Here is an 18169-nt window from a genome sequence, read left to right on the forward strand (position 1 = left end):
ATTTTAACCCTCAACGCCTCCCCCGGCTTTAAATTATGCGCCCACGGCAATGCAGGAAATTTCAACTTCCACGTCGCGGGGCAAGCGGCTAACTTCCACGGTCTCACGGGCCGGGGCCGTGGCTTCGTCAAAATACGAGCCGTACACTTGGTTGATAACGGCGAAGTTGCTCAGGTCTTTGACGAATATGCTGCACTTCACCACGTCTGTGAGGCTGAGGCCGGCCGCGGCCAGCACGGCCGTCAGGTTTTTCAGCACTTGCTGGGTTTGGTCGGCTACGTCACCGGCCACCAATTGTCCGTCGGTAGTCAGCGGTATCTGGCCCGATACATAAACGGTGTTGCCGGCCTTCACGGCTTGGGAGTAGGGGCCAATGGGAGCCGGTGCTTGGTCGGTCAGGATAATCTGGTGGGGCATGAGCGGAAATGGTTAGGGTATCTTTGAGGCCAAAGTAACAACCGAAACCATGCACATTCTGGTCATTGACGGCGCACACGTAGAGGCGGAATTCCGCGAGAAGTTTGGGCCATCGCATGAATACCGCTTCATAAATACCCAACATGAAGAACCGAGCGAGTGGCCACTTATCGAGCAAGCAATTGCTGGTGCTGTTCCTGTTGCCGGAGTTGCTTTTTGCTTTGGCCAAACGGATAGGCATTCCCACTCTTATCGCTTGTTAGAAAAATCAGCTTCACCTGTTTTTGTAGAGAACCTAAAAGAATCTTTGTCGGAAATGCGGTGGGAAGCTATGAATGGGTCACCTGCAATGCATTTCTTTGGCTTCTGCGGCCTGCCTACTCTACTCAATCGCACCCTGCTTGAAGTCAGCCTTTATCATGAAGCCGACCGCACTAAGTTGGCCGAAATCTGCGCCGCTCTCGGTACCGACTACCGCGTAGTTGAAGACCGGGTGGGACTGGTCACGCCCCGCGTCATTTGCCAGATTATCAACGAAGCCTGTTTCACGCTGCAGGAAGGCACTGCCAGCATGCAGGACATCGACCTCGGCATGAAGCTCGGCACCAACTACCCGCGCGGCCCATTTGCCTGGGCCAACGCCATCGGCGTGGAGCGGGTGTACGCCGTGCTGGAAGCCCTGTGGCACGATACGCACGACGAACGCTACAAAGTCTGCCCGCTACTCAAGCGCCAGGCCTTGCGCGGCGAGCCATTTGCCGTGTAGCTGAGTCCGAAAACAGAAAGGCCGCTTCATTACTGGAGCGGCCTTTTTGATTTACTGCTTTAAGCGGGGGGGTTATTCCACTGTTACCGACTTCGCCAGGTTGCGGGGCTGGTCCACGTTGCAGCCGCGCAGGACCGCAATGTGGTAGCTCAGCAGCTGCAGCGGCACCACCGATACCAGCGGCATCAATACTTCGCTGGTGTGAGGCACCTCAATCACAAACTCGGCCATGGACGGAATCACGGTGTCGCCTTCGCTCACCACGGCGATGATGCGGCCTTTGCGGGCCTTCACCTCCTGAATGTTGCTTACTACCTTCTCGTACGAGCTGTCGCGGGTGGCAATTACCACCACCGGCATGTTCTCGTCAATCAGGGCAATGGGGCCGTGCTTCATCTCGGCCGCTGGGTAACCTTCGGCGTGGATGTAGCTGATTTCCTTTAGCTTCAGGGCGCCTTCCAGTGCTACAGGGAAGTTGTAGCCGCGGCCTAAGTACAGGAAGTTGGTGGCATCCTTGAAGATTTCGGCGATGGCCTGAATCTCCGCGTCCAGTTCTAACGCCTTCTCTACCTTGGAGGGAATCGTATCCAACTCCACCATCAGCTCGCGCAGTTTGGTGTCGGTGATGGTGCCGCGCTTCTGGCCCATAATCATGGCCAGAAGCGTCAGAACCGTCACCTGAGCCGTGAAGGCTTTGGTAGAGGCCACACCAATTTCGGGGCCGGCGTGGGTATAAGCGCCGGCGTCGGTGGCGCGGGCAATGCTACTGCCCACCACGTTGCACACCCCGAAGATGGTGGCACCCTTGCTCTTGGCAAGCTCGATAGCGGCCAGCGTGTCGGCCGTTTCGCCGCTTTGCGAAATGGCAATCACAATGTCGCGCTCCGTAATAACGGGATTCCGGTAACGGAATTCCGACGCATACTCCACTTCAACCGGAATGCGGGCCAAGTCCTCAATCAGGTATTCGGCCACTAGTCCGGCATGCCACGACGTGCCGCACGCTACGATAATGATGCGCTGGGCATTCACAAACTTTTGCTCATATGCCCGGATGCCGCCCATGTTCAAATGGCTGGCTTCCAGTTCCAAGCGTCCGCGCATGGAGTCCAAAATCGAGCGGGGCTGCTCGAAAATTTCTTTCAGCATGAAGTGCTCGTAACCACCTTTTTCGATGCTTTCCAGCTCCATTTCCAGTTTCTGGATATAGGGCGTCTGGCTGACATCTTCCTTGGTACGAATCTCCAACTGACCGTCGCGGATAACCACTACTTCGTAGTCGTTGACATACACGACCTCATTGGTGTACTCGATGATGGGCGTGGCGTCGGAGGCAATAAAGAATTCGCCTTCGCCAATGCCAATTACCATTGGCGAGCCTTTGCGAGCTGCAATGAGTTGGTTAGGAGCGTCTTTGCTCAATACCACAATGGCGTAGGCGCCCACTACCTCGTGCAGTGCCAGCCGAACCGCTTCCTCAAGCGAACAAGCGTTCTGCTTCTGGATTTCCTCAATCAGGTTGACGAATACTTCGGTGTCGGTATCGGAGTGGAACGTGTGGCCCTGCGTTTGCAGGTGTTTTTTCAGCGCGGCATAGTTCTCAATAATGCCGTTGTGAATGATGGCAATGCGCTCCGAGGTCGAATAATGCGGGTGGGCATTCTCGTCGTTCGGTTCGCCGTGGGTAGCCCAGCGCGTGTGGCCCATGCCCACGTGGGCGTGCGTATCCTTGGTAGAAATATATGCCTCTAAATCAGCAACTTTGCCTTTTTTCTTGTAGACATTCAACTCCCCATTGAGCAAGGCAACCCCTGCAGAGTCATAACCCCGGTATTCGAGCCGATGTAAACCTTTTAAAATAATGGGGCAGGCCTCACGATGGCCCAAATAAGCAACGATGCCGCACATGGCAGGAAGGGTTAAGTACTTGAAATAAATTGAAAACGTAAGAACGCATTAGCAAGGCTGAAAGCCAAGGCGTTCAACACCATTACTGCTTGGAGTAATAGACGCGCAAACTAATGTTGGCGGCATCGATTACGGCCCGATTCAGCCCTAACGTTGAAGAAGAGCTAATGTTTGGCACCAGCACCAGCGAAGCCGGATTGCCATCCAACTTGTCGGTAAGGTACGCTTGCAAATAATTGGTGATAACCAACGTGTAATACGGTTGTGTGGAAGAGGCATTCACCAACGTACCCAAAGCTGGCTGAGACGTGCCCAATTGGTTTTGCCCATCGGCTTGTACCACCCGGTCAGTCGGCAAAAAATTCGACAGGCGCTGCAAGGCATTGTTGTTGGCGTCAACCTCTAAGGCGTAAATAGCCGCAGGGTTAGAGTAAAGCGCGTTGCTGAAGGGTTTTACCGGTACCCGCAACTCTGCGCGGTTTACCGTCAGGCCGGGTTTGTTCATCAGCGCTTCTAAGCCCCTGAACGTGATGCGGGTGCCCAAACCCACGCCTTCCTGCACGTAGCTGTTCCCGTTCAACGTCGTGGACGCAACGGCTTGCGATGGGTTCGTCAGAGAGCTGAGTTGCGTTCCCGTGAGGGTGTTAGTTATTTGGGTGTAATAGCGCGGGTCGCGGATTGGAGAGGCGCCGGCATTGCTAAAAACTGGCCCAAAAAATACCGAATACGAGTGCCAGCTCCTTGGTTTAGTTGCGGCTTCGTCGTGAAAAAAGCAAGCCAGACGGGCATTGTACGACCGGCCAAAACTCAAGATGCCAGACGAATATCCCGCACTCGGCGCTATGGCTAATCCCTTCAGCAAGCCATCGAGTTGGGCTTGAGTGAAGCCGGATGTGCTGCTACGGAGGGCGGTATAGAAATTGGTGAAGAAAGCCGAAGAAACCGCCGGTGCCGGTGCAAAAGGGCTTGCTACTGCCGCTGTGCGCTGCAGTACCAAACGGATAGTAGGGCTGGGAACGACCGTAGTGGTGACCGGAGAGGTCGTCGTATCTGTTACCACCGTCGTGCGGTTGAGACTGCTCACGAGGTTTTCGCCCAGGGGGGCACCGACGGCTGTGGTGGAGCCGCTGTTGTAAGCGCCCCGTTCATCCAAGGGCGTCAGCAGGTTGAAAACGTCGAAGTGAACGGGCGTGACAACACTCCCATGAACTTTATCGAAACCCATCACTATTACTACGGAATCGAGCACAGGCCGCGTAAACTTCGAGGGCAACGAGTCTGCGGGGCTGCCCGTCACGACATTAAAGTAAGCGCGCGCCTCGGTAGTGCCGACGATGTTATCAGCCAACCGCCCAATTAAGTAATGGTCGGTTTTAAGGGTTTGCACCGGGGAAATGCGCACGGTGGCCACGTCCAAGAGCGGGTCCTTGTATTCGGTATACTCGGTACTGATGGCCGTGCTATCGGGCAGGTCCACGTTTAGGTCGGTGCCTCCGTCGCAGCTGGCCAGGGCCAGGGCCGACAAAGCAACCAGAGGAGCACAGCGGCTAGTTAGCCAATTCATTGTAAAGCGCTAGGTAGGAAGAGTGCAGGTTTTCGTCGGTGGCTACCTGGCTAAGCCGGTTGTGCAGGGCGTATTCGGTGAACATGCCGTTCATGTTGTCGCTGAAGTCCTCGTCGGACCGCACCACGGTGTCGGCATATTCCATGCCCATTTTGATGAAGCCGCTGAAGTCAGCGGTTTTCAGCGAGGCCAGCATCTGGTCGTCAATGTCCAGCATTTTGGCTTTTTCGAGGATGTTGCCCTCGAATTTATCGGCAAACTCGTTGTTGTAAATCGAGAATACCGACTTGGCATCCTTGAAAACCGGGTCTTTTTTGTACGTGGTTTTCAGGTACAACGGTATCAGGCCCGTCATCCAGTCGCTGCAGTGCACGATGTTGGGCGACCAGCCCAGTTTCTTGACCGTCTCAAGCACGCCTTTGCAGAAAAAGATGGCGCGCTCGTCGTTGTCGGCGTAAAATTTATCGTTTTTGTCGACCAAAGCCGACTTGCGGTGGAAATAATCCTCGTTATCGATAAAATAAACTTGCAGCTTTGCAGTCGGAATCGACGCTACCTTGATGACCAACGGCTTCTCGTCGTCGCCCACGGCAATGTTGATGCCCGAGAGGCGCACTACCTCGTGCAACCGGTTCTTGCGCTCGTTGATAATGCCAAAACGAGGCACGAAAATGCGAATCTCGCAGCCCATTTCCTGCATGCTGGCGGGGAGCCGACGCAGCATTTCAGCCACTTTCGTGGTCTGTAGGAACGGGTCAATTTCGGTGGCCGCGTAAAGGATTCGTAGCTTCGACATAAGAGATTATTGAAGAGAATGGAACAAGGCCATGCTATGGGTGCACAAAATTAAACAATTTTGAGCGGAAATTCAATAAAAGCTACTTTGGAGGCTATCTATAATTGCCTTCCTCCCTTATGCAGATACTAACTACCGCCACCGGGTTGCAAGCCTACACGGAACAGGCCCGGCAAACCGGCAAAAGGGTGGGATTGGTTCCCACCATGGGCGCTTTGCACGCCGGCCATCTTCAATTAGTGCAAGCCGCCCGTACCGACTGTGACGAAGTCATCGTCAGCCTGTTCGTCAATCCCACCCAGTTCAACAACGCCGAAGACTTCCGGCTGTACCCCCGGGTGCCGGAGGCCGACGCCGTCCTGCTGGAGCCCGCCGGCTGCACGGCGCTCTTCGTGCCTTCGGTGGCAGAAATGTACCCGCTGCCCACTGTGCTCCGGTTCGATTTCGGAGCTTTGGAGCAGGTGATGGAAGGCGCCCACCGGCCCGGCCACTTCAATGGCGTGGCCACGGTGGTGAGCAAACTTTTTCATTTGGCGCGGCCCCACCGGGCCTATTTCGGCCAGAAGGACTGGCAGCAGGTGGCCGTGATTCGCCAGCTGGTGGCCGACTTATCGTTTGACCTGGAAATTGTGGCCTGTCCCACCATCCGCGAGGCCGACGGGCTGGCCATGTCTTCGCGCAACCTGCGGCTGGACGCGGCGGCCCGGGCGGCGGCTCCGCTGCTGCACCGGGTGCTTACGGAAGCCGCTGCCCAGGTGCGGGACGGGGTTATGCCCGCCCAAGTGCGCGCCGCCGCCGAAGCGGCCCTGGCGCAGGAACCGCTCGTAACGCCAGAGTACTTCGAAGTGGCCGATGCGCAAACATTGCAGCCGTTGGCGCAGTACGTGACGGGCCGGAATGTGGTGCTGTGCCTAGCCGCGCACCTGGGCGGCGTGCGGCTGATTGATAACGTAGTGGTGGCGGCGTGACCCGGCGCCCGGCGCCGTTTTACCTTTGTCGAACCACTCCTAGCCGTCTATCAGTAGTTGAAGCACCTTCTCACCATTTTCAAATACGCCCTGCTGGTGTCCCTGTCGGGGGCGCTGATGATGTACGCCGTGCGCGGGCAGGACTTGACTCGCATCGGCCAATACATTCGCTCGGCCAATTATTTCTGGCTCGGGGTAACCATGACGCTGTCGGTGCTGGGGTATTTCAGCCGGGCCTACCGGTGGAAAATGCAGCTCACCGCCTCGCGGCAAGAGGTTCGGTATTGGCACGTGTACCACGCCATGATGGTGGGCTACCTGGCCAATATCGTGCTGCCGCGCATGGGCGAAGTCATTCGCTGCTCGGTGCTGCGGCGCACCAGCGGGGTGCCGGTGGAGGTGTCGCTGGGCACGGTGATAACCGAACGGGTGATTGACGTGCTGGTGCTGGCACTGCTGCTGGGTGTGGTGCTGCTGCTGGAATTCAACAAGTTCTGGGCCTTCATTCAAAGCCTGTTTGTGGACCAGTACGACTCCTTGGCGGCGAACCGGGGCGTGCTGCTCTCGGTAGCGGGCATTGCGGGGCTGCTGGTGCTGGTCTTCGGCTACCTGCTGTTTCGCAACTTGGATAAGCTGCGGGAAAATGCCCTGTTCCTGAAGGCCATTGCCTTTGTAAAAGGCCTGCTGGCGGGCGTGTTCAGCGTGCGCAAAATGCAGAACAAGAGCCTGTTTCTGCTCCACACTGCTTTCACCTGGCTGGTGTATTACCTGATGGATTACTTGGCTTTTATGTGTTTTCCGGAGACGTATAACTTAGATATGAAGGCCGGACTGGCGGTGCTCACCTTTGGGGCGTTTGGCATGGCCGCGCCGGTTTCGGGCGGCATTGGCGTGTTCCACGTTTTTGTGCAGAGCACCTTGCTGGTGTATGGCGTGAGCAAGGAAGCGGGCATTGCCTACGCGCTGGTGGTGCACGGCGCCCAGACCATTCTGGTGGTGCTGATGGGCGGCATCAGCTTTGTTATCACGGCCATTCAGTCGGGCAAGTCGCCCCGCAAACTGGCCGCCGAATCGGTTGCCTCACACCTTTAACTAACCGCTGTGCAGCATGTGGACAAAAGATAAAATCCTGACCCGCGAGCACCTGCCCGCTGCGGTGGCGGCGTGGCGCGCGCAGGGCCGCAAGGTGGTGTTTACCAACGGCTGCTTCGACTTGCTTCACCTCGGCCACGTTGATTACCTGGAGCAAGCCCGGCACTTGGGCGATGCGCTGGTGGTGGGCCTCAACACCGATGCTTCGGTGGGCGCCCTCAAACCGGGCCGGCCCATTCAGGACGAAACGGCCCGGGCGCGCATCCTGGCCTCGCTGGCCTTTGTCGATGCCGTGGTGCTGTTTGGCGAGCCCACGCCGCTGGCACTCATTGAACTGGTGCAGCCCGACGTGCTGGTGAAAGGCGATGACTATGCCATCGACGGAATTGTGGGGCACGAATTAGTGTTGAACAGGGGCGGCCAGGTGCTGACGGTTCCCTTGGTATCGGGGTACAGTACTTCCCGCATTATCGAACGTATCCTTGGTTTATAGAGGCGCTTAAAGCTGCACCGCAATATGCACCTAGGAGATAATTAATCATCCGAGATGTAGAAACGTCAGCATTAAGTATCCTGCACCCGAGTTCCGTTTACCCACTCAATAACCATCCCTCACCATGTATCTGATTCTCATTGTGCTCATGCTGGTCAGCTTTGCTATTCAATGGCGGCTGCGCAGCAAGTTCAAGCAATATTCCCAAGTCGGGCTGAAAGCCAACCTCACGGGCGCTCAGGTAGCCGAGTTGATGCTGGCCGACCACGGCATCACCGATGTGCGCATCATCAGCACCGAAGGCCGCCTGACCGACCACTACAATCCGACCGACAAAACCGTGAATCTGAGCGAAAGCGTGTACGCCGAGCGTAGCGCCGCCGCCGCGGCCATTGCGGCGCACGAGTGCGGCCACGCCGTACAGCACGCCACGGCTTATTCCATGCTGCAGTTCCGCTCGGCCATGGTGCCGGCGCTCAGCGCCGTTTCTACCTGGATGCCGTGGATTCTGTTGGCGGGCGTATTTATGATTAACCGTAGCGTGATTCCGCTGGGTGTGGGCATCGCCCTGTTTTCGCTCACCACGCTTTTTTCCTTCGTGACCCTGCCCGTGGAGTTTGACGCTTCGCGCCGGGCCCTGGCTTGGATGGACACGCGCGGTGTGGTAACCACGCAGGAACACGCCATGGCCAAAGATGCTCTGTGGTGGGCGGCCATGACCTACGTCATCGCGGCCATCAGCTCGCTGGCTACACTGCTGTATTACGTGATGATTTTTATGGGCGGCAGCCGCCGTAATTAAAAAAATCAGGACATAAAAAAGCCGCTTCCATTTGCTGGAAGCGGCTTTTTTATGTCCTGATTTTTGCTGCTTAACCGAGCTTCTTATACCGTACGCGCTTCGGCTCCACATCGCCCAAGCGCTTGCGTTTGGCTTCCTCGTAGTCCGTGAAGTTGCCCTCGAACCACACCACTTCCGAATCGCCCTCGAAGGCCAGGATGTGCGTGGCCAGCCGGTCGAGGAACCACCGGTCGTGGCTGATGATGACGGCGCAGCCGGCAAAGTTTTCCAGCGCATCTTCCAGCGCCCGGATGGCGTTTACGTCCAGGTCGTTGGTGGGCTCGTCGAGCAGCAGCAGGTTGGCGCCCTGCTTGAGCGTCATGGCCAGGTGGACGCGGTTTTTCTCACCGCCCGAAAGCATGCCCACCTTCTTTTCCTGGTCGCCGCCGCCGAAGTTGAACTTGCTCACGTAGGCGCGGGAGTTCACCGGCCGGCCGGCCAGCAGCATGGTTTCGGTGCCGCCCGTAATGGTGTCGAACACCGACTTGTTGGGGTCCAGCGTGTCGTGCTGCTGGTCAATGTAGGCCGTTTGCACCGTGGGGCCAACTTCAAACGTGCCGGCGTCCGGCTGTATCTGGCCGGTGATGAGGCGGAAGAGCGTGGTTTTGCCCGCGCCGTTCGGCCCGATGATGCCCACAATGCCGCCCTGCGGCAGCGAGAAACTCAGGTTTTCAAACAGTAGCTTGTCGCCGAATGCTTTGGTCAGCCCCTCGGCCTCGATGACCTGTGCGCCAAGGCGCGGGCCGTCCGGAATGAACAGCTCCAGCTTTTGCTCCTTGTCCTTGGCTTCCTCGCTGGCCAGCTTGTCGTAGTTGGCTAGGCGGGCTTTGCCTTTCGATTGGCGGGCTTTCGGCGACATCCGCACCCAGTCCAGCTCGCGCTGCAGGGTCTTCATGCGCTTGCTTTCGGTGTTTTCCTCCTGCGCCATGCGGGTTGTTTTCTGCTCCAGCCACGACGAATAGTTGCCCTTCCACGGAATGCCCGAGCCGCGGTCCAACTCCAGAATCCAGCCGGCCACGTTGTCGAGAAAGTACCGGTCGTGGGTAACGGCAATTACGGTGCCTTTGTATTGTTGCAGGTGTTGTTCCAGCCACAGCACGCTTTCGGCGTCGAGGTGGTTGGTAGGTTCGTCCAGCAGCAGCACGTCGGGCTCTTGCAGCAGCAGGCGGCAGAGGGCCACCCGGCGCTTTTCACCGCCCGAGAGGTTGCCGATGATGGCTTCCTGCGCGGGCGTGCGCAGGGCGTCCATGGCGCGCTCCAGTTTCGAGTCGAGGTTCCAGGCATCGAGCTGGTCCAGCCGCTCCTGCACCTTGCCTTGGCGGTCGAGCAACTTGTCAAAATCAGCGTCTTCGGCCCCGAAAGCCTCGTTGATTTCGTCGAATTCCTTGAGCATGGCTACGGTTTCGGCCACGCCTTCTTCTACCACTTCGCGCACGGTTTTGGTGGGGTCGAGCAGCGGTTCCTGCTCCAAGTAGCCCACCGAGTAGCCCGGCGAAAACACCACCTCGCCCTGAAACTGCTTGTCGACGCCGGCAATGATTTTCAAAAGGCTCGACTTACCCGAACCGTTGAGGCCGAGCACGCCAATTTTGGCCCCGTAAAAAAACGAGAGGTAGATGTTCTTGAGAACTTGCTTCTGGGGTGGGTAAATCTTACTCACGCCGGCCATGCTGAAGATGATGGTCTGGTCGCTCATGGTTCGTAAAGGGAGGAGGGAATGGATGAGAAGAGAGCGTTCCGCCAACCGGTCAATTGAACCCGGAGGGAGGAGCTGGGGAGCAAAGAACGGCAGGGGCGCCTTGGTAAACCACACCTTTTCTCGGGTTGTCATTCTGGCCAAATCCCGCCATTATCTCATTTCGGCCCGCTCTCAGCTCCTCATTACGGAAGGAGAACATTAATTCATCACGTTTTTAGCGTAAACTTGTAACCCCTTCCCGGTCCACGTTTCAACTGTCCACGAATCCTACACTCCTACCCACGAGCTCAATTTTTAGTATGGAACCAACCGACCCCTTGCTGGCCGAAGCCAAGCGCTACGGCTACGTGGAAGCCGGCGGCGTGTGGCTGCGCCCGGTGCTGGGCCAGCCTGCCCGTCAGATAGGCTTGGTCAAAGAATCGGACGATGCCGCGCTGCTTTATTTTGCGCAACGCTTTGAATCCCTGCGTGCCAAAGTCGACGCCCTGCTAGCCAAAATGGAAGCCAGCGATAACAAAGGCTCGTTTTTGATGAAGGCCCTGCACCTCAAGGAGCAACTGCTGACCTACGAAGGACTGGGCGACTTCGTGGCCCTGCAGCGCCGGCTGACCGAGGCCGAAGAGGCCATTGCCGTGACCGTGGCCCGCAACCGCGAGAAAAACCTGGCCACCAAAATCGGCTTCATTCACGAAGCCGAAGCCCTGCGCGACAGCGTGGAATGGATATCGGCCAGTGAAAAAGTGAAGGACCTGCGCCAGGGCTGGCTCAAAACCGGCCCCGTGGACAAGGAAATGGCCGACGAACTGGAACACCGGTTTCAGGTGGCCATCCAAGTGTTTTTCGACCGCCGTAAGGCTTTCCAGACCGATAAGAAAGCCATGACCTCGCGCGTGCAAAACCGCTACCGCGAGCTAATTCAGCAAGCCGAAAACCTTAAGAATTCCGACCAGTTCGAAACCACCTCACGCCAACTCAAGCAATTGCAGCAGGCGTGGCGCGAAGTGAACGGCACCCTGCCCAAGAAGCAAGCCTCGGAGCTGTGGACGCGGTTCCGCGCCGCCAACAACCATTTCTTTGAACGGCTGAAGGTGCACATCGCGGCCCAGCAGGCCGCCGGGGCGCCCGGCGCTCCGGCCTCGGCCGAAGAATTGCTGGCGCGCAAGCGGGCCCTGGCCGACCGCGCCGAGGCCCTGATGAGCGTGCCGCCCCAGGAGGCCATTCACCAGGCCAAGGCCCTGCAAGCCGAGTGGAAGCAGGTGGGCACCGTGCGCGGCGAAGAGTCGGACCGCATTTGGCAGCGCTTTATGGTGGCCTGCGATAAGATTTTTGAGTTGAGTGCCCTCGAATACCACCTGCGCAAGCGCGTGGGCGGCGAGCCTGCCAGCTCTCCCGCCGAGCGCGCCCGCTTCCGGGCCACCACCCTGCGCGAGCTGCTCAAAGATGACCACCAGGAACTGGAAGTGCTACGCGACAACCTGGACAAGCTCAGCCCCAGCGCCGCCAACGATGCCTTCCGCCAGATGCTGCAAACCAAAATCCGGTCTTTTGAGCGTAAGATTCGCACGAAAAACGACCTAATTGCTTTATTTAGCCAGCAGGCACAGGCCGCTAGCTAACCTTGGGCCGGGTTTTGCGTTGTCGTTTTCAATGTAGTTTCCGGCTTGCATTTTGACCGGAAACTCTTACCTTCGCCAACCTTTTTTTATCCTCCTTACTATGTACTGGACACTCGAACTTGCTTCCTACCTGGAAGATGCTCCCTGGCCCGCCACCAAAGACGAACTGATTGACTTTTCTATCCGCTCGGGTGCGCCCATGGAAGTGGTTGAGAACTTGCAAGCCTTGGAAGACGACGGCCAGCCCTACGAAAACATCGAAGAAGTATGGCCCGATTACCCGACCAAGGAGGACTTCATGTTCAACGAGGACGAGTACTAAGTTTTTAATTATGAGCTGTGAATCATGAATGATGAGTTGAACCAGGAGCCAGCCTCTGAACTCATCACTCATAATTCACAACTCATAGCTGCTGCCACACTCAGCGTGGAAAATCTGGTTGCGGGCTACCCCGGAAGGGTGCTGGTCCGCAACCTTTTTTTGTGCCTGCCCGAACCGGCTTTCGTGGCCGTGGTGGGGCACAACGGCAGTGGCAAAACCACGTTGTTTCGGGTGCTCACGGGCCAGCTGCCCTACCAGGGCAGTGCCCGCCTGCTGGGCGAGGAAGTGCGCGGGCTGCGGCGCGCGGCCACGGCCGGCTTGCTGGGCTACTTACCGCAGCGCGGCAGCATTGGGTTTTCCATTTCGGTGCGCGAGCTGGTGGTGATGGGCCGCTACCGGCACCACGGCTTGCTCAGCGCGTATGCCCCCGCCGATTACGCCCTGGCCGATGCCGCCTTGGTGCGCGTGGGCGTGCCTCATCTGGCCTTACGGGACTTTACCCAACTCTCCGGCGGCGAGCAGCAATTGGTGTGGCTGGCCCAGCTCAGCCTTCAGGACGCCCGGATTTACTTGCTCGACGAGCCCACCCAGCAGCTTGATGTGTACTACCGCCGTCAGGTGTTTGGCCTGGTGCACAATTGGGTGACGGAGCAGGGCAAAACGGTGCTCTGCAGCACCCACGATTTGGATAATTTGCCGGGCTTGAGCGGCTACTTGCTCAACCTTTCGGAGCCGCAGCCGCAATTGCGGGTGCTTTCGCCGGCTACGGTGCAGGCCGCCCGCGAGTCGTTGGAGCAAGCCCCGGCCCGCATTGCCTGAAGCACTAGCGGCGGCCTGGCTTGCCCCGCAGCACTTGCGCAATGGAGCGCATAAACGGCTCCGGGGCCACCGAATTCATTACGCGCAGGTTGTCGGCCCAGGAAGTGGTTTCGTCCAGAAAGCGGAAGATGCGTTCCACTGGATTGCGCGCGAAGAGCTGCCGAAAAATATCCCGCGTGGTTTCGCCGCGCCGCTGCATGATGTCGAGCAGCAGCGTGTCGAACAGCCGAAACTGCCACCGGTCGCCGGTGGGGTCGGCGGGCGGGTGGCCGGTGCTGGCCAAGGCCGCCACCAGCCTTTCCGACTGCTGCTGAATACGCTTAAAGGCATACCCGGTGCTGGCCTTGGCGCGTCCGCCCCGGGTGCCTAGGTTGATGATGTGCGCACCCGCTTTGGCCGGCAACGGGTGGTCCGTCATCGGAATGGCTCCGGTTTCTTCGGCCACAATCCGGTAGCTGCTTTCGCCCAAGAGGGAAGTTAAGTATTCCCGGATAGCCGCCTCGTATTCGGATTTGGCTAAGGGTGTTTCTGAAAACAACGTGTATTCAACCAGTGCTTTGCGTGGTGAAAAAGGCAGCACGTAGACAAATCGCGCCTCGTGGTGTTGTTCGCCGCGGAAGTCCATGAACTCGACTACTTCCGGATTGAACGCATCGACTTCGGTTTCGACTTCCCAGCCCACAAAGTGCTGCAAGAGGTAGCGGTAGTTTTCGGGGCGCTTCAGCTTGGCCAGGTCCGGGGGGCGGCTATCGAACGCATAACGCGCCGTGAATTCGCCCGCACTGCTGCTCACGCTCACGCCATGAGGCAAGTTCTCCAGTTTTTCGACGGTGCCCCGGGCGGTGGTGAACTGCGGGTTATCAGCCAGCGCGGCGCGGATGAATTGGTAGTAATCCAGCCCGCGAATCATGCGGTAGCGGTAGGTTCCCAAGTCGATTACTTTGTCGAAGCCCGGGCTACGGAAGGCTATCTGGCGCCATTCGTGGGCGGCAAGGCCATCAAATACCATCGGCGTGTTCGACCAGTAGGACCAGGTGCGGTCGTTCTGGTCCTTGGCCTCGGGCTCGATAATCAGCACTTTTTGAGCGGCTAGGCGCGGCTCCTGGGCCATATGATACGCCAGGCTGAGGCCCGCGGCCCCGCCGCCCACGATGAGGTAGTCGTAATCAAGCGAAGCGTCCGAAGCAGGCATGGCGGCAATAAGAGGCAGCAAAAATGGCACATCCGCGCGCAAAAAAAGCCGAACCTTGCGGCCCGGCTGATTCTGTGGCTTGTAAACTAGCGGATGCCTTAGAAGTTCGGTGACAGCAAGTACTTGTGGTAGAAATCGTCGATGATTTTTACCGCCTCGCTGGCGTCGTCCACAATCTGCACCAGTTTCATGTCCTCGGCCGAGATGTTGTGCTCTTCGTGCAGCATCACGTCTTCTACCCACTTAAATAGGCCGCTCCAGTAGGCCGAGCCCACCAATACGATGGGGAAACGGCTGATTTTCTTGGTCTGAATCAGCGTCATGGCCTCAAACAACTCGTCGAGGGTACCGAAGCCGCCGGGCATGCCTACAAAGGCCTGCGCGTATTTCACAAACATCACTTTGCGCACGAAAAAGTAATCGAAATCGATGCACTTGTCCTGGTCGATGTAGATGTTGTGGGATTGCTCGAAGGGCAATTCAATGTTGAGGCCCACCGACTTGCCGCCCTCGGAACGGGCACCCTTGTTGCCGGCCTCCATGATGCCGGGGCCGCCGCCCGTGATAACGCCGTAGCCGTGGCGTACCAGTTTGGCCGCGATTTCCTCGGCCATCTGGTAGTACGGGTTGTCGGGCTTGGTGCGGGCCGAGCCAAAGATGCTGACGCACGGACCGATTTTGGACATCTTCTCGAAGCCCTCCACAAACTCGGCCATCACCTTGAAAATCTGCCAGCTGTCGGCGATTTTGATTTCGTTCCAGTCCTTGTCGACGAAGGCTTTGCGCAGGCGCTGCTCGTCCTCGATGGCGAGGGAAGGGTGGCCGCTCACTTGTTCCCGCATCTCGCTGATGGACGTTAGCTTGTCGTCGTTGACATTCGGCTGTTTGATGGTTTTGCCGCTGCCAGCATTCAACATGTCGTCCGACATCTTGGTCTTGCTGGTCTTCTCTTTCTTGATAGTGGACATACGTTCTATGGGAATTCCTTCAAAAACAAAATCGCCCCGAAATAGGGGCGATTAAAAGTAGGGCGTCAAAGTTACCGAATTGTAACGATAAAACAGCGATGCCGTGAGGGACTGCTTTTTAGCAGTGAGCGAAGCCAAGCGGTATGCCTGACTTCGCTCACTGCTAATTGCTTAAGAAATTGATTGTCAGGCTATATTAATTGCCGAAGCGCCATCTCGAATGAGCGCTGGGCAATACCTGTGGGATGCGCATTTTCCTGGTGCGTACGCTCCAGCGCGGCGCCGATGATGCGCGAGGTATCGGCAAAAATGGCTTGGTCGGTAATCTCGGCCCCGGTTTCCATGAGGTAGGCAAATACCCGCGCCATGCCGCAGTTGGCAATGAAGTCGGGTACCACGGCCGTGTGCTGGTCAGCAAACTCACCGGTGGGGCCGAAGAAGATTTCCGGGTCGGCAAAGGGCACGTTGGCGCCGCAGCTGATTACCTTCAGGCCGCCGGCCAGCAACTGCTCCACTTGCTCGCGGGCCACGAGGCGCGAGGACGCCGCCGGAACAAAAATGTCCGCGCCCATGGACCACACTTTCTCGTTCACTTCGCTGAAGGAAAGCAGGTTGTCGGCCGTTAGGGCATTGCCTTGGCGGGCCAGCAGCAGCGTCCGGATTTCTTCCAGGCCGAAGCCTTCGGGATTCAGCAGTCCCCCGGCCCGGTCGATGATGCCCACGATGCGCACGCCTTGCCCGGCTAGGTAGTAAGCGGCCGCAGCGCCCACATTGCCCCAACCCTGAATGATGGCGCGCTGCCCGCGCAGGTCGGTTTGGGGCCAGAGCCGGTAGTAGTGGCGCACGGCTTCGGCCACCCCGTAGCCGGTGATAAGGTCGGCGACGGTGTACTTGCGGGCCAGATTGGGCGAAAAAGTAGCGTCTTCCACCACTTTTATTACCCCTTGCCGGAGCTGGCCAAGTTTCTGTATTTTCTGGGGTTCCGTGGCGTGGTAGTGCCCGGTCACGACGCCCTCTTGCGGGTGCCACAGTCCGTATTCTTCAGTAATCGGAATAACCTCATGTATCTCATCCACGTTAAGGTCTCCGCCGGTGCCGTAGTAGTTTTTCAGCAAAGGGAACACGGCGCGGTACCAGCGTTCCAATACGCCACGCTTGCGCGGGTCCTGCGGGTCGAAGTTGATGCCCGATTTGGCTCCTCCGATGGCCGGCCCTGATACCGTGAACTTTACTTCCATCGTTTTCGCCAAGCTCTCTACCTCGCGCTTGTCCAGGCCCTTGCGCATGCGAGTGCCCCCACCGGCGGCGCCCCCGCGTAGCGAGTTGATGACCACCCAACCTTCGGCATCCGTTTCGGAATCTTTCCACTCGAAGACGATTTCAGGGCGTTTGTTTTCAAACTTGGTTAGCAGGTCAAGCATTGGGTGGGGATAAGGGCATTCGTGACAAAAAGCTGAACCGCAAAGGTACGGAGGCAAGCCGTTGGACTGCTGCAACCCAAAATTGTATTCGCCGTAGAAATGAGAGGTTTAAATACTTAAGTATTGTTGAGATAACCGGTCCGTTTCCCTCTGTTTTGCACCACACTTAGGAACTACCTAAGTAAATCAGATGTATTGCGGTTATTCTACTCTTCTAGCTTCTACCACCCATCTTCCGTCCTCTACCCTTAACATCCTACTCTTCCATTTACATTTTACTTCTTATCGACTCATGAAACCATTGCATTCGCGTGTAGAAGCGCAACAGTTGGACCGTGCCGCGGCTATGCTCAAGGTTCTCTCCCATCCCAAGCGGTTGGCTATCGTTGACTTACTAGGCAAGACCAAAGGCAAAGACAGCCAGATGTCTGTTACTGACATTTACCAGGCCCTCGACCTGCCCCAGGCCATTGCCTCGCAGCACCTCATTACCCTCAAAGACCGGGGCGTACTGAAATCCAGTAAGATTGGCACCAAGATTTATTACTCGCTGGCGGTGCCCCAGTTGCTCAAGGTGATTGACACCCTCGAAGATTATTCGGGTAAGCTGTAGTCGTAAAGACCGGCGCTAAAATGTATATAAAGGAGGCTGTTTCTTTCGAGGGAAGCAGCTTTTTTTATGCCTGCTGGCCGATGCCAAACATGTGGTGCAGCGCCAGCACCTGGGGCAGCAGCGGCTGCATATCGTCGTTGGTAAGAACGTAGTCGGCCCGTTGCATCTTTTCTTCTTCGCTCAACTGCTTGGCCATAATCGCCTGTACGTCGGCCGGGGAGCGGTGCGGGTCGCGCCGCAACACCCGCGCCTGCCGCACGGCCAGCGGCGCAAACACGGTGATGATGCGGTCGAGCTGCTTATACGAGCCGGCTTCGAAGAGCAACGCGGCCTCTTTGAGCACATACGGGTGCCCAGCGGCTTGCTGCGCCAAGGCCCAACGCTCAAAATCGGTGCCGACGTGCGGGTGCACCAGTCCGTTGAGCTGGGCCAATAGAGCGGGATTGTTGAAGACCGTGCCGGCCAGAACGGGCCGGTTGAGCCGACCCGCGGCATCGTAGGTATCCGGCCCGAAGGCTGCGGTTAGCTGCTGGCGCAGTTCGGCATCGTTTTCCATCACCCAGCGAGCCCGAGTATCGGCATCGTAAATGGGTACGCCCAATGCGTGAAATAAACGGCTCACAATGCTCTTGCCCGAGCCAATGCCACCGGTGATGCCAATGCGCAGCATGCAG

The 18169-nt window shown here is 57.6% G+C and carries 18 protein-coding genes; 9 read left to right on the forward strand and 9 right to left on the reverse strand.

Going from position 1 to position 18169, the window contains the following annotated elements:
* Nucleotides 1-33: 33 nt before the first annotated feature.
* Nucleotides 34-417 carry a RidA family protein gene (locus I2I05_RS01090; RefSeq protein WP_196280364.1) on the reverse strand — a complete coding sequence of 128 codons (384 nt, stop codon included), beginning with the start codon at nucleotides 415-417 and terminating at the stop codon, nucleotides 34-36.
* 349 nt (nucleotides 418-766) lie between these two features.
* Here I2I05_RS01090 and I2I05_RS21725 point away from each other — a divergent pair, with 349 nt between their 5' ends.
* Nucleotides 767-1183: a 3-hydroxyacyl-CoA dehydrogenase family protein gene (locus tag I2I05_RS21725; protein ID WP_230688070.1), complete on the forward strand. Its 417-nt coding sequence runs from the start codon at nucleotides 767-769 to the stop codon at nucleotides 1181-1183.
* A gap of 72 nt (nucleotides 1184-1255) precedes the next feature.
* Here I2I05_RS21725 and glmS read toward each other — a convergent pair whose 3' ends face one another.
* The 3 genes from glmS to I2I05_RS01110 form a co-directional block, all read right to left on the reverse strand.
* Nucleotides 1256-3091 (reverse strand): glutamine--fructose-6-phosphate transaminase (isomerizing), encoded by a 1836-nt coding sequence (gene glmS, locus I2I05_RS01100; protein WP_196280366.1) that lies wholly within the window; start codon nucleotides 3089-3091, stop codon nucleotides 1256-1258.
* Nucleotides 3092-3173: 82 nt separating this feature from the next.
* Nucleotides 3174-4655, reverse strand: coding sequence for a DUF4270 family protein (locus I2I05_RS01105; protein ID WP_196280367.1), 1482 nt, complete (start codon nucleotides 4653-4655; stop codon nucleotides 3174-3176).
* Nucleotides 4639-5451 (reverse strand): glycogen/starch synthase, encoded by an 813-nt coding sequence (locus I2I05_RS01110; RefSeq protein WP_196280368.1) that lies wholly within the window; start codon nucleotides 5449-5451, stop codon nucleotides 4639-4641. The genes I2I05_RS01105 and I2I05_RS01110 overlap by 17 nt, the downstream gene beginning before the upstream one ends.
* A 119-nt stretch (nucleotides 5452-5570) precedes the next feature.
* On the opposite strand from I2I05_RS01110, the gene panC reads away from it, so the two are divergent.
* The 4 genes from panC (at nucleotide 5571) to I2I05_RS01130 (ending at nucleotide 8806) form a co-directional block, all read left to right on the forward strand.
* A complete protein-coding gene (gene panC, locus I2I05_RS01115) occupies nucleotides 5571-6419 on the forward strand; it encodes a pantoate--beta-alanine ligase (RefSeq protein ID WP_196280369.1) in 849 nt (282 codons plus the stop codon).
* A 57-nt stretch (nucleotides 6420-6476) separates the two neighbouring features.
* The gene (locus tag I2I05_RS01120) at nucleotides 6477-7511 is read left to right on the forward strand and encodes a lysylphosphatidylglycerol synthase transmembrane domain-containing protein (RefSeq protein ID WP_196280370.1); all 1035 of its coding nucleotides are present in this window, start codon (nucleotides 6477-6479) and stop codon (nucleotides 7509-7511) included.
* Between the two features lie 16 nt (nucleotides 7512-7527).
* Nucleotides 7528-8004, forward strand: coding sequence for a D-glycero-beta-D-manno-heptose 1-phosphate adenylyltransferase (gene rfaE2, locus I2I05_RS01125; RefSeq protein WP_196280371.1), 477 nt, complete (start codon nucleotides 7528-7530; stop codon nucleotides 8002-8004).
* Between the two features lie 124 nt (nucleotides 8005-8128).
* Entirely contained in the window at nucleotides 8129-8806 is a 678-nt protein-coding gene (locus I2I05_RS01130; RefSeq protein ID WP_196280372.1) for a zinc metallopeptidase, read from the forward strand.
* Between the two features lie 70 nt (nucleotides 8807-8876).
* On the opposite strand, the gene ettA is transcribed toward I2I05_RS01130, so the two are convergent.
* Nucleotides 8877-10541, reverse strand: coding sequence for an energy-dependent translational throttle protein EttA (gene ettA, locus I2I05_RS01135; protein WP_196280373.1), 1665 nt, complete (start codon nucleotides 10539-10541; stop codon nucleotides 8877-8879).
* A gap of 302 nt (nucleotides 10542-10843) precedes the next feature.
* Here ettA and I2I05_RS01140 point away from each other — a divergent pair, with 302 nt between their 5' ends.
* The 3 genes from I2I05_RS01140 (at nucleotide 10844) to I2I05_RS01150 (ending at nucleotide 13301) form a co-directional block, all read left to right on the forward strand.
* Entirely contained in the window at nucleotides 10844-12160 is a 1317-nt protein-coding gene (locus I2I05_RS01140) for a DUF349 domain-containing protein (RefSeq protein ID WP_196280374.1), read from the forward strand.
* A 100-nt stretch (nucleotides 12161-12260) separates the two neighbouring features.
* Nucleotides 12261-12482, forward strand: a complete 222-nt coding sequence (locus I2I05_RS01145) for a DUF2795 domain-containing protein (protein WP_035561220.1) — start codon at nucleotides 12261-12263, stop codon at nucleotides 12480-12482.
* A gap of 105 nt (nucleotides 12483-12587) precedes the next feature.
* Nucleotides 12588-13301, forward strand: a complete 714-nt coding sequence (locus I2I05_RS01150; RefSeq protein WP_317192293.1) for an ABC transporter ATP-binding protein — start codon at nucleotides 12588-12590, stop codon at nucleotides 13299-13301.
* A gap of 4 nt (nucleotides 13302-13305) precedes the next feature.
* Here the strand turns inward: I2I05_RS01150 and I2I05_RS01155 are convergent, their stop codons facing one another.
* The 3 genes from I2I05_RS01155 to I2I05_RS01165 form a co-directional block, all read right to left on the reverse strand.
* Entirely contained in the window at nucleotides 13306-14493 is a 1188-nt protein-coding gene (locus I2I05_RS01155) for a lycopene cyclase family protein (RefSeq protein ID WP_196280376.1), read from the reverse strand.
* Between the two features lie 98 nt (nucleotides 14494-14591).
* Nucleotides 14592-15335, reverse strand: a complete 744-nt coding sequence (locus I2I05_RS01160) for an LOG family protein (protein ID WP_230688119.1) — start codon at nucleotides 15333-15335, stop codon at nucleotides 14592-14594.
* A gap of 317 nt (nucleotides 15336-15652) precedes the next feature.
* Entirely contained in the window at nucleotides 15653-16882 is a 1230-nt protein-coding gene (locus I2I05_RS01165) for a Glu/Leu/Phe/Val dehydrogenase dimerization domain-containing protein (protein ID WP_196280378.1), read from the reverse strand.
* A 292-nt stretch (nucleotides 16883-17174) separates the two neighbouring features.
* Here I2I05_RS01165 and I2I05_RS01170 point away from each other — a divergent pair, with 292 nt between their 5' ends.
* Nucleotides 17175-17495, forward strand: a complete 321-nt coding sequence (locus I2I05_RS01170; RefSeq protein ID WP_046244304.1) for an ArsR/SmtB family transcription factor — start codon at nucleotides 17175-17177, stop codon at nucleotides 17493-17495.
* Nucleotides 17496-17559: 64 nt separating this feature from the next.
* Here the strand turns inward: I2I05_RS01170 and coaE are convergent, their stop codons facing one another.
* Nucleotides 17560-18165, reverse strand: a complete 606-nt coding sequence (coaE, locus tag I2I05_RS01175) for a dephospho-CoA kinase (RefSeq protein ID WP_196280379.1) — start codon at nucleotides 18163-18165, stop codon at nucleotides 17560-17562.
* Nucleotides 18166-18169 lie beyond the last annotated feature (4 nt).

Origin of the sequence: Hymenobacter jeongseonensis, from assembly GCF_015694725.1 — a bacterium.
Lineage (GTDB): Bacteria > Bacteroidota > Bacteroidia > Cytophagales > Hymenobacteraceae > Hymenobacter > Hymenobacter jeongseonensis.

Excerpts from the sequence above, each read along its gene's own strand:
- I2I05_RS01090 (WP_196280364.1), bottom strand. The coding sequence starts at position 417 with ATGCCCCACCAGATTATCCTGACCGACCAAGCACCGGCTCCCATTGGC.
- I2I05_RS21725 (WP_230688070.1), top strand. The coding sequence starts at position 767 with ATGCATTTCTTTGGCTTCTGCGGCCTGCCTACTCTACTCAATCGCACC.
- glmS (WP_196280366.1), bottom strand. The coding sequence starts at position 3,091 with ATGTGCGGCATCGTTGCTTATTTGGGCCATCGTGAGGCCTGCCCCATT.
- I2I05_RS01105 (WP_196280367.1), bottom strand. The coding sequence starts at position 4,655 with ATGAATTGGCTAACTAGCCGCTGTGCTCCTCTGGTTGCTTTGTCGGCC.
- I2I05_RS01110 (WP_196280368.1), bottom strand. The coding sequence starts at position 5,451 with ATGTCGAAGCTACGAATCCTTTACGCGGCCACCGAAATTGACCCGTTC.
- panC (WP_196280369.1), top strand. The coding sequence starts at position 5,571 with ATGCAGATACTAACTACCGCCACCGGGTTGCAAGCCTACACGGAACAG.
- rfaE2 (WP_196280371.1), top strand. The coding sequence starts at position 7,528 with ATGTGGACAAAAGATAAAATCCTGACCCGCGAGCACCTGCCCGCTGCG.
- I2I05_RS01130 (WP_196280372.1), top strand. The coding sequence starts at position 8,129 with ATGTATCTGATTCTCATTGTGCTCATGCTGGTCAGCTTTGCTATTCAA.
- ettA (WP_196280373.1), bottom strand. The coding sequence starts at position 10,541 with ATGAGCGACCAGACCATCATCTTCAGCATGGCCGGCGTGAGTAAGATT.
- I2I05_RS01140 (WP_196280374.1), top strand. The coding sequence starts at position 10,844 with ATGGAACCAACCGACCCCTTGCTGGCCGAAGCCAAGCGCTACGGCTAC.
- I2I05_RS01145 (WP_035561220.1), top strand. The coding sequence starts at position 12,261 with ATGTACTGGACACTCGAACTTGCTTCCTACCTGGAAGATGCTCCCTGG.
- I2I05_RS01155 (WP_196280376.1), bottom strand. The coding sequence starts at position 14,493 with ATGCCTGCTTCGGACGCTTCGCTTGATTACGACTACCTCATCGTGGGC.
- I2I05_RS01160 (WP_230688119.1), bottom strand. The coding sequence starts at position 15,335 with ATGCGGGAACAAGTGAGCGGCCACCCTTCCCTCGCCATCGAGGACGAG.
- I2I05_RS01165 (WP_196280378.1), bottom strand. The coding sequence starts at position 16,882 with ATGCTTGACCTGCTAACCAAGTTTGAAAACAAACGCCCTGAAATCGTC.
- I2I05_RS01170 (WP_046244304.1), top strand. The coding sequence starts at position 17,175 with ATGAAACCATTGCATTCGCGTGTAGAAGCGCAACAGTTGGACCGTGCC.
- coaE (WP_196280379.1), bottom strand. The coding sequence starts at position 18,165 with ATGCTGCGCATTGGCATCACCGGTGGCATTGGCTCGGGCAAGAGCATT.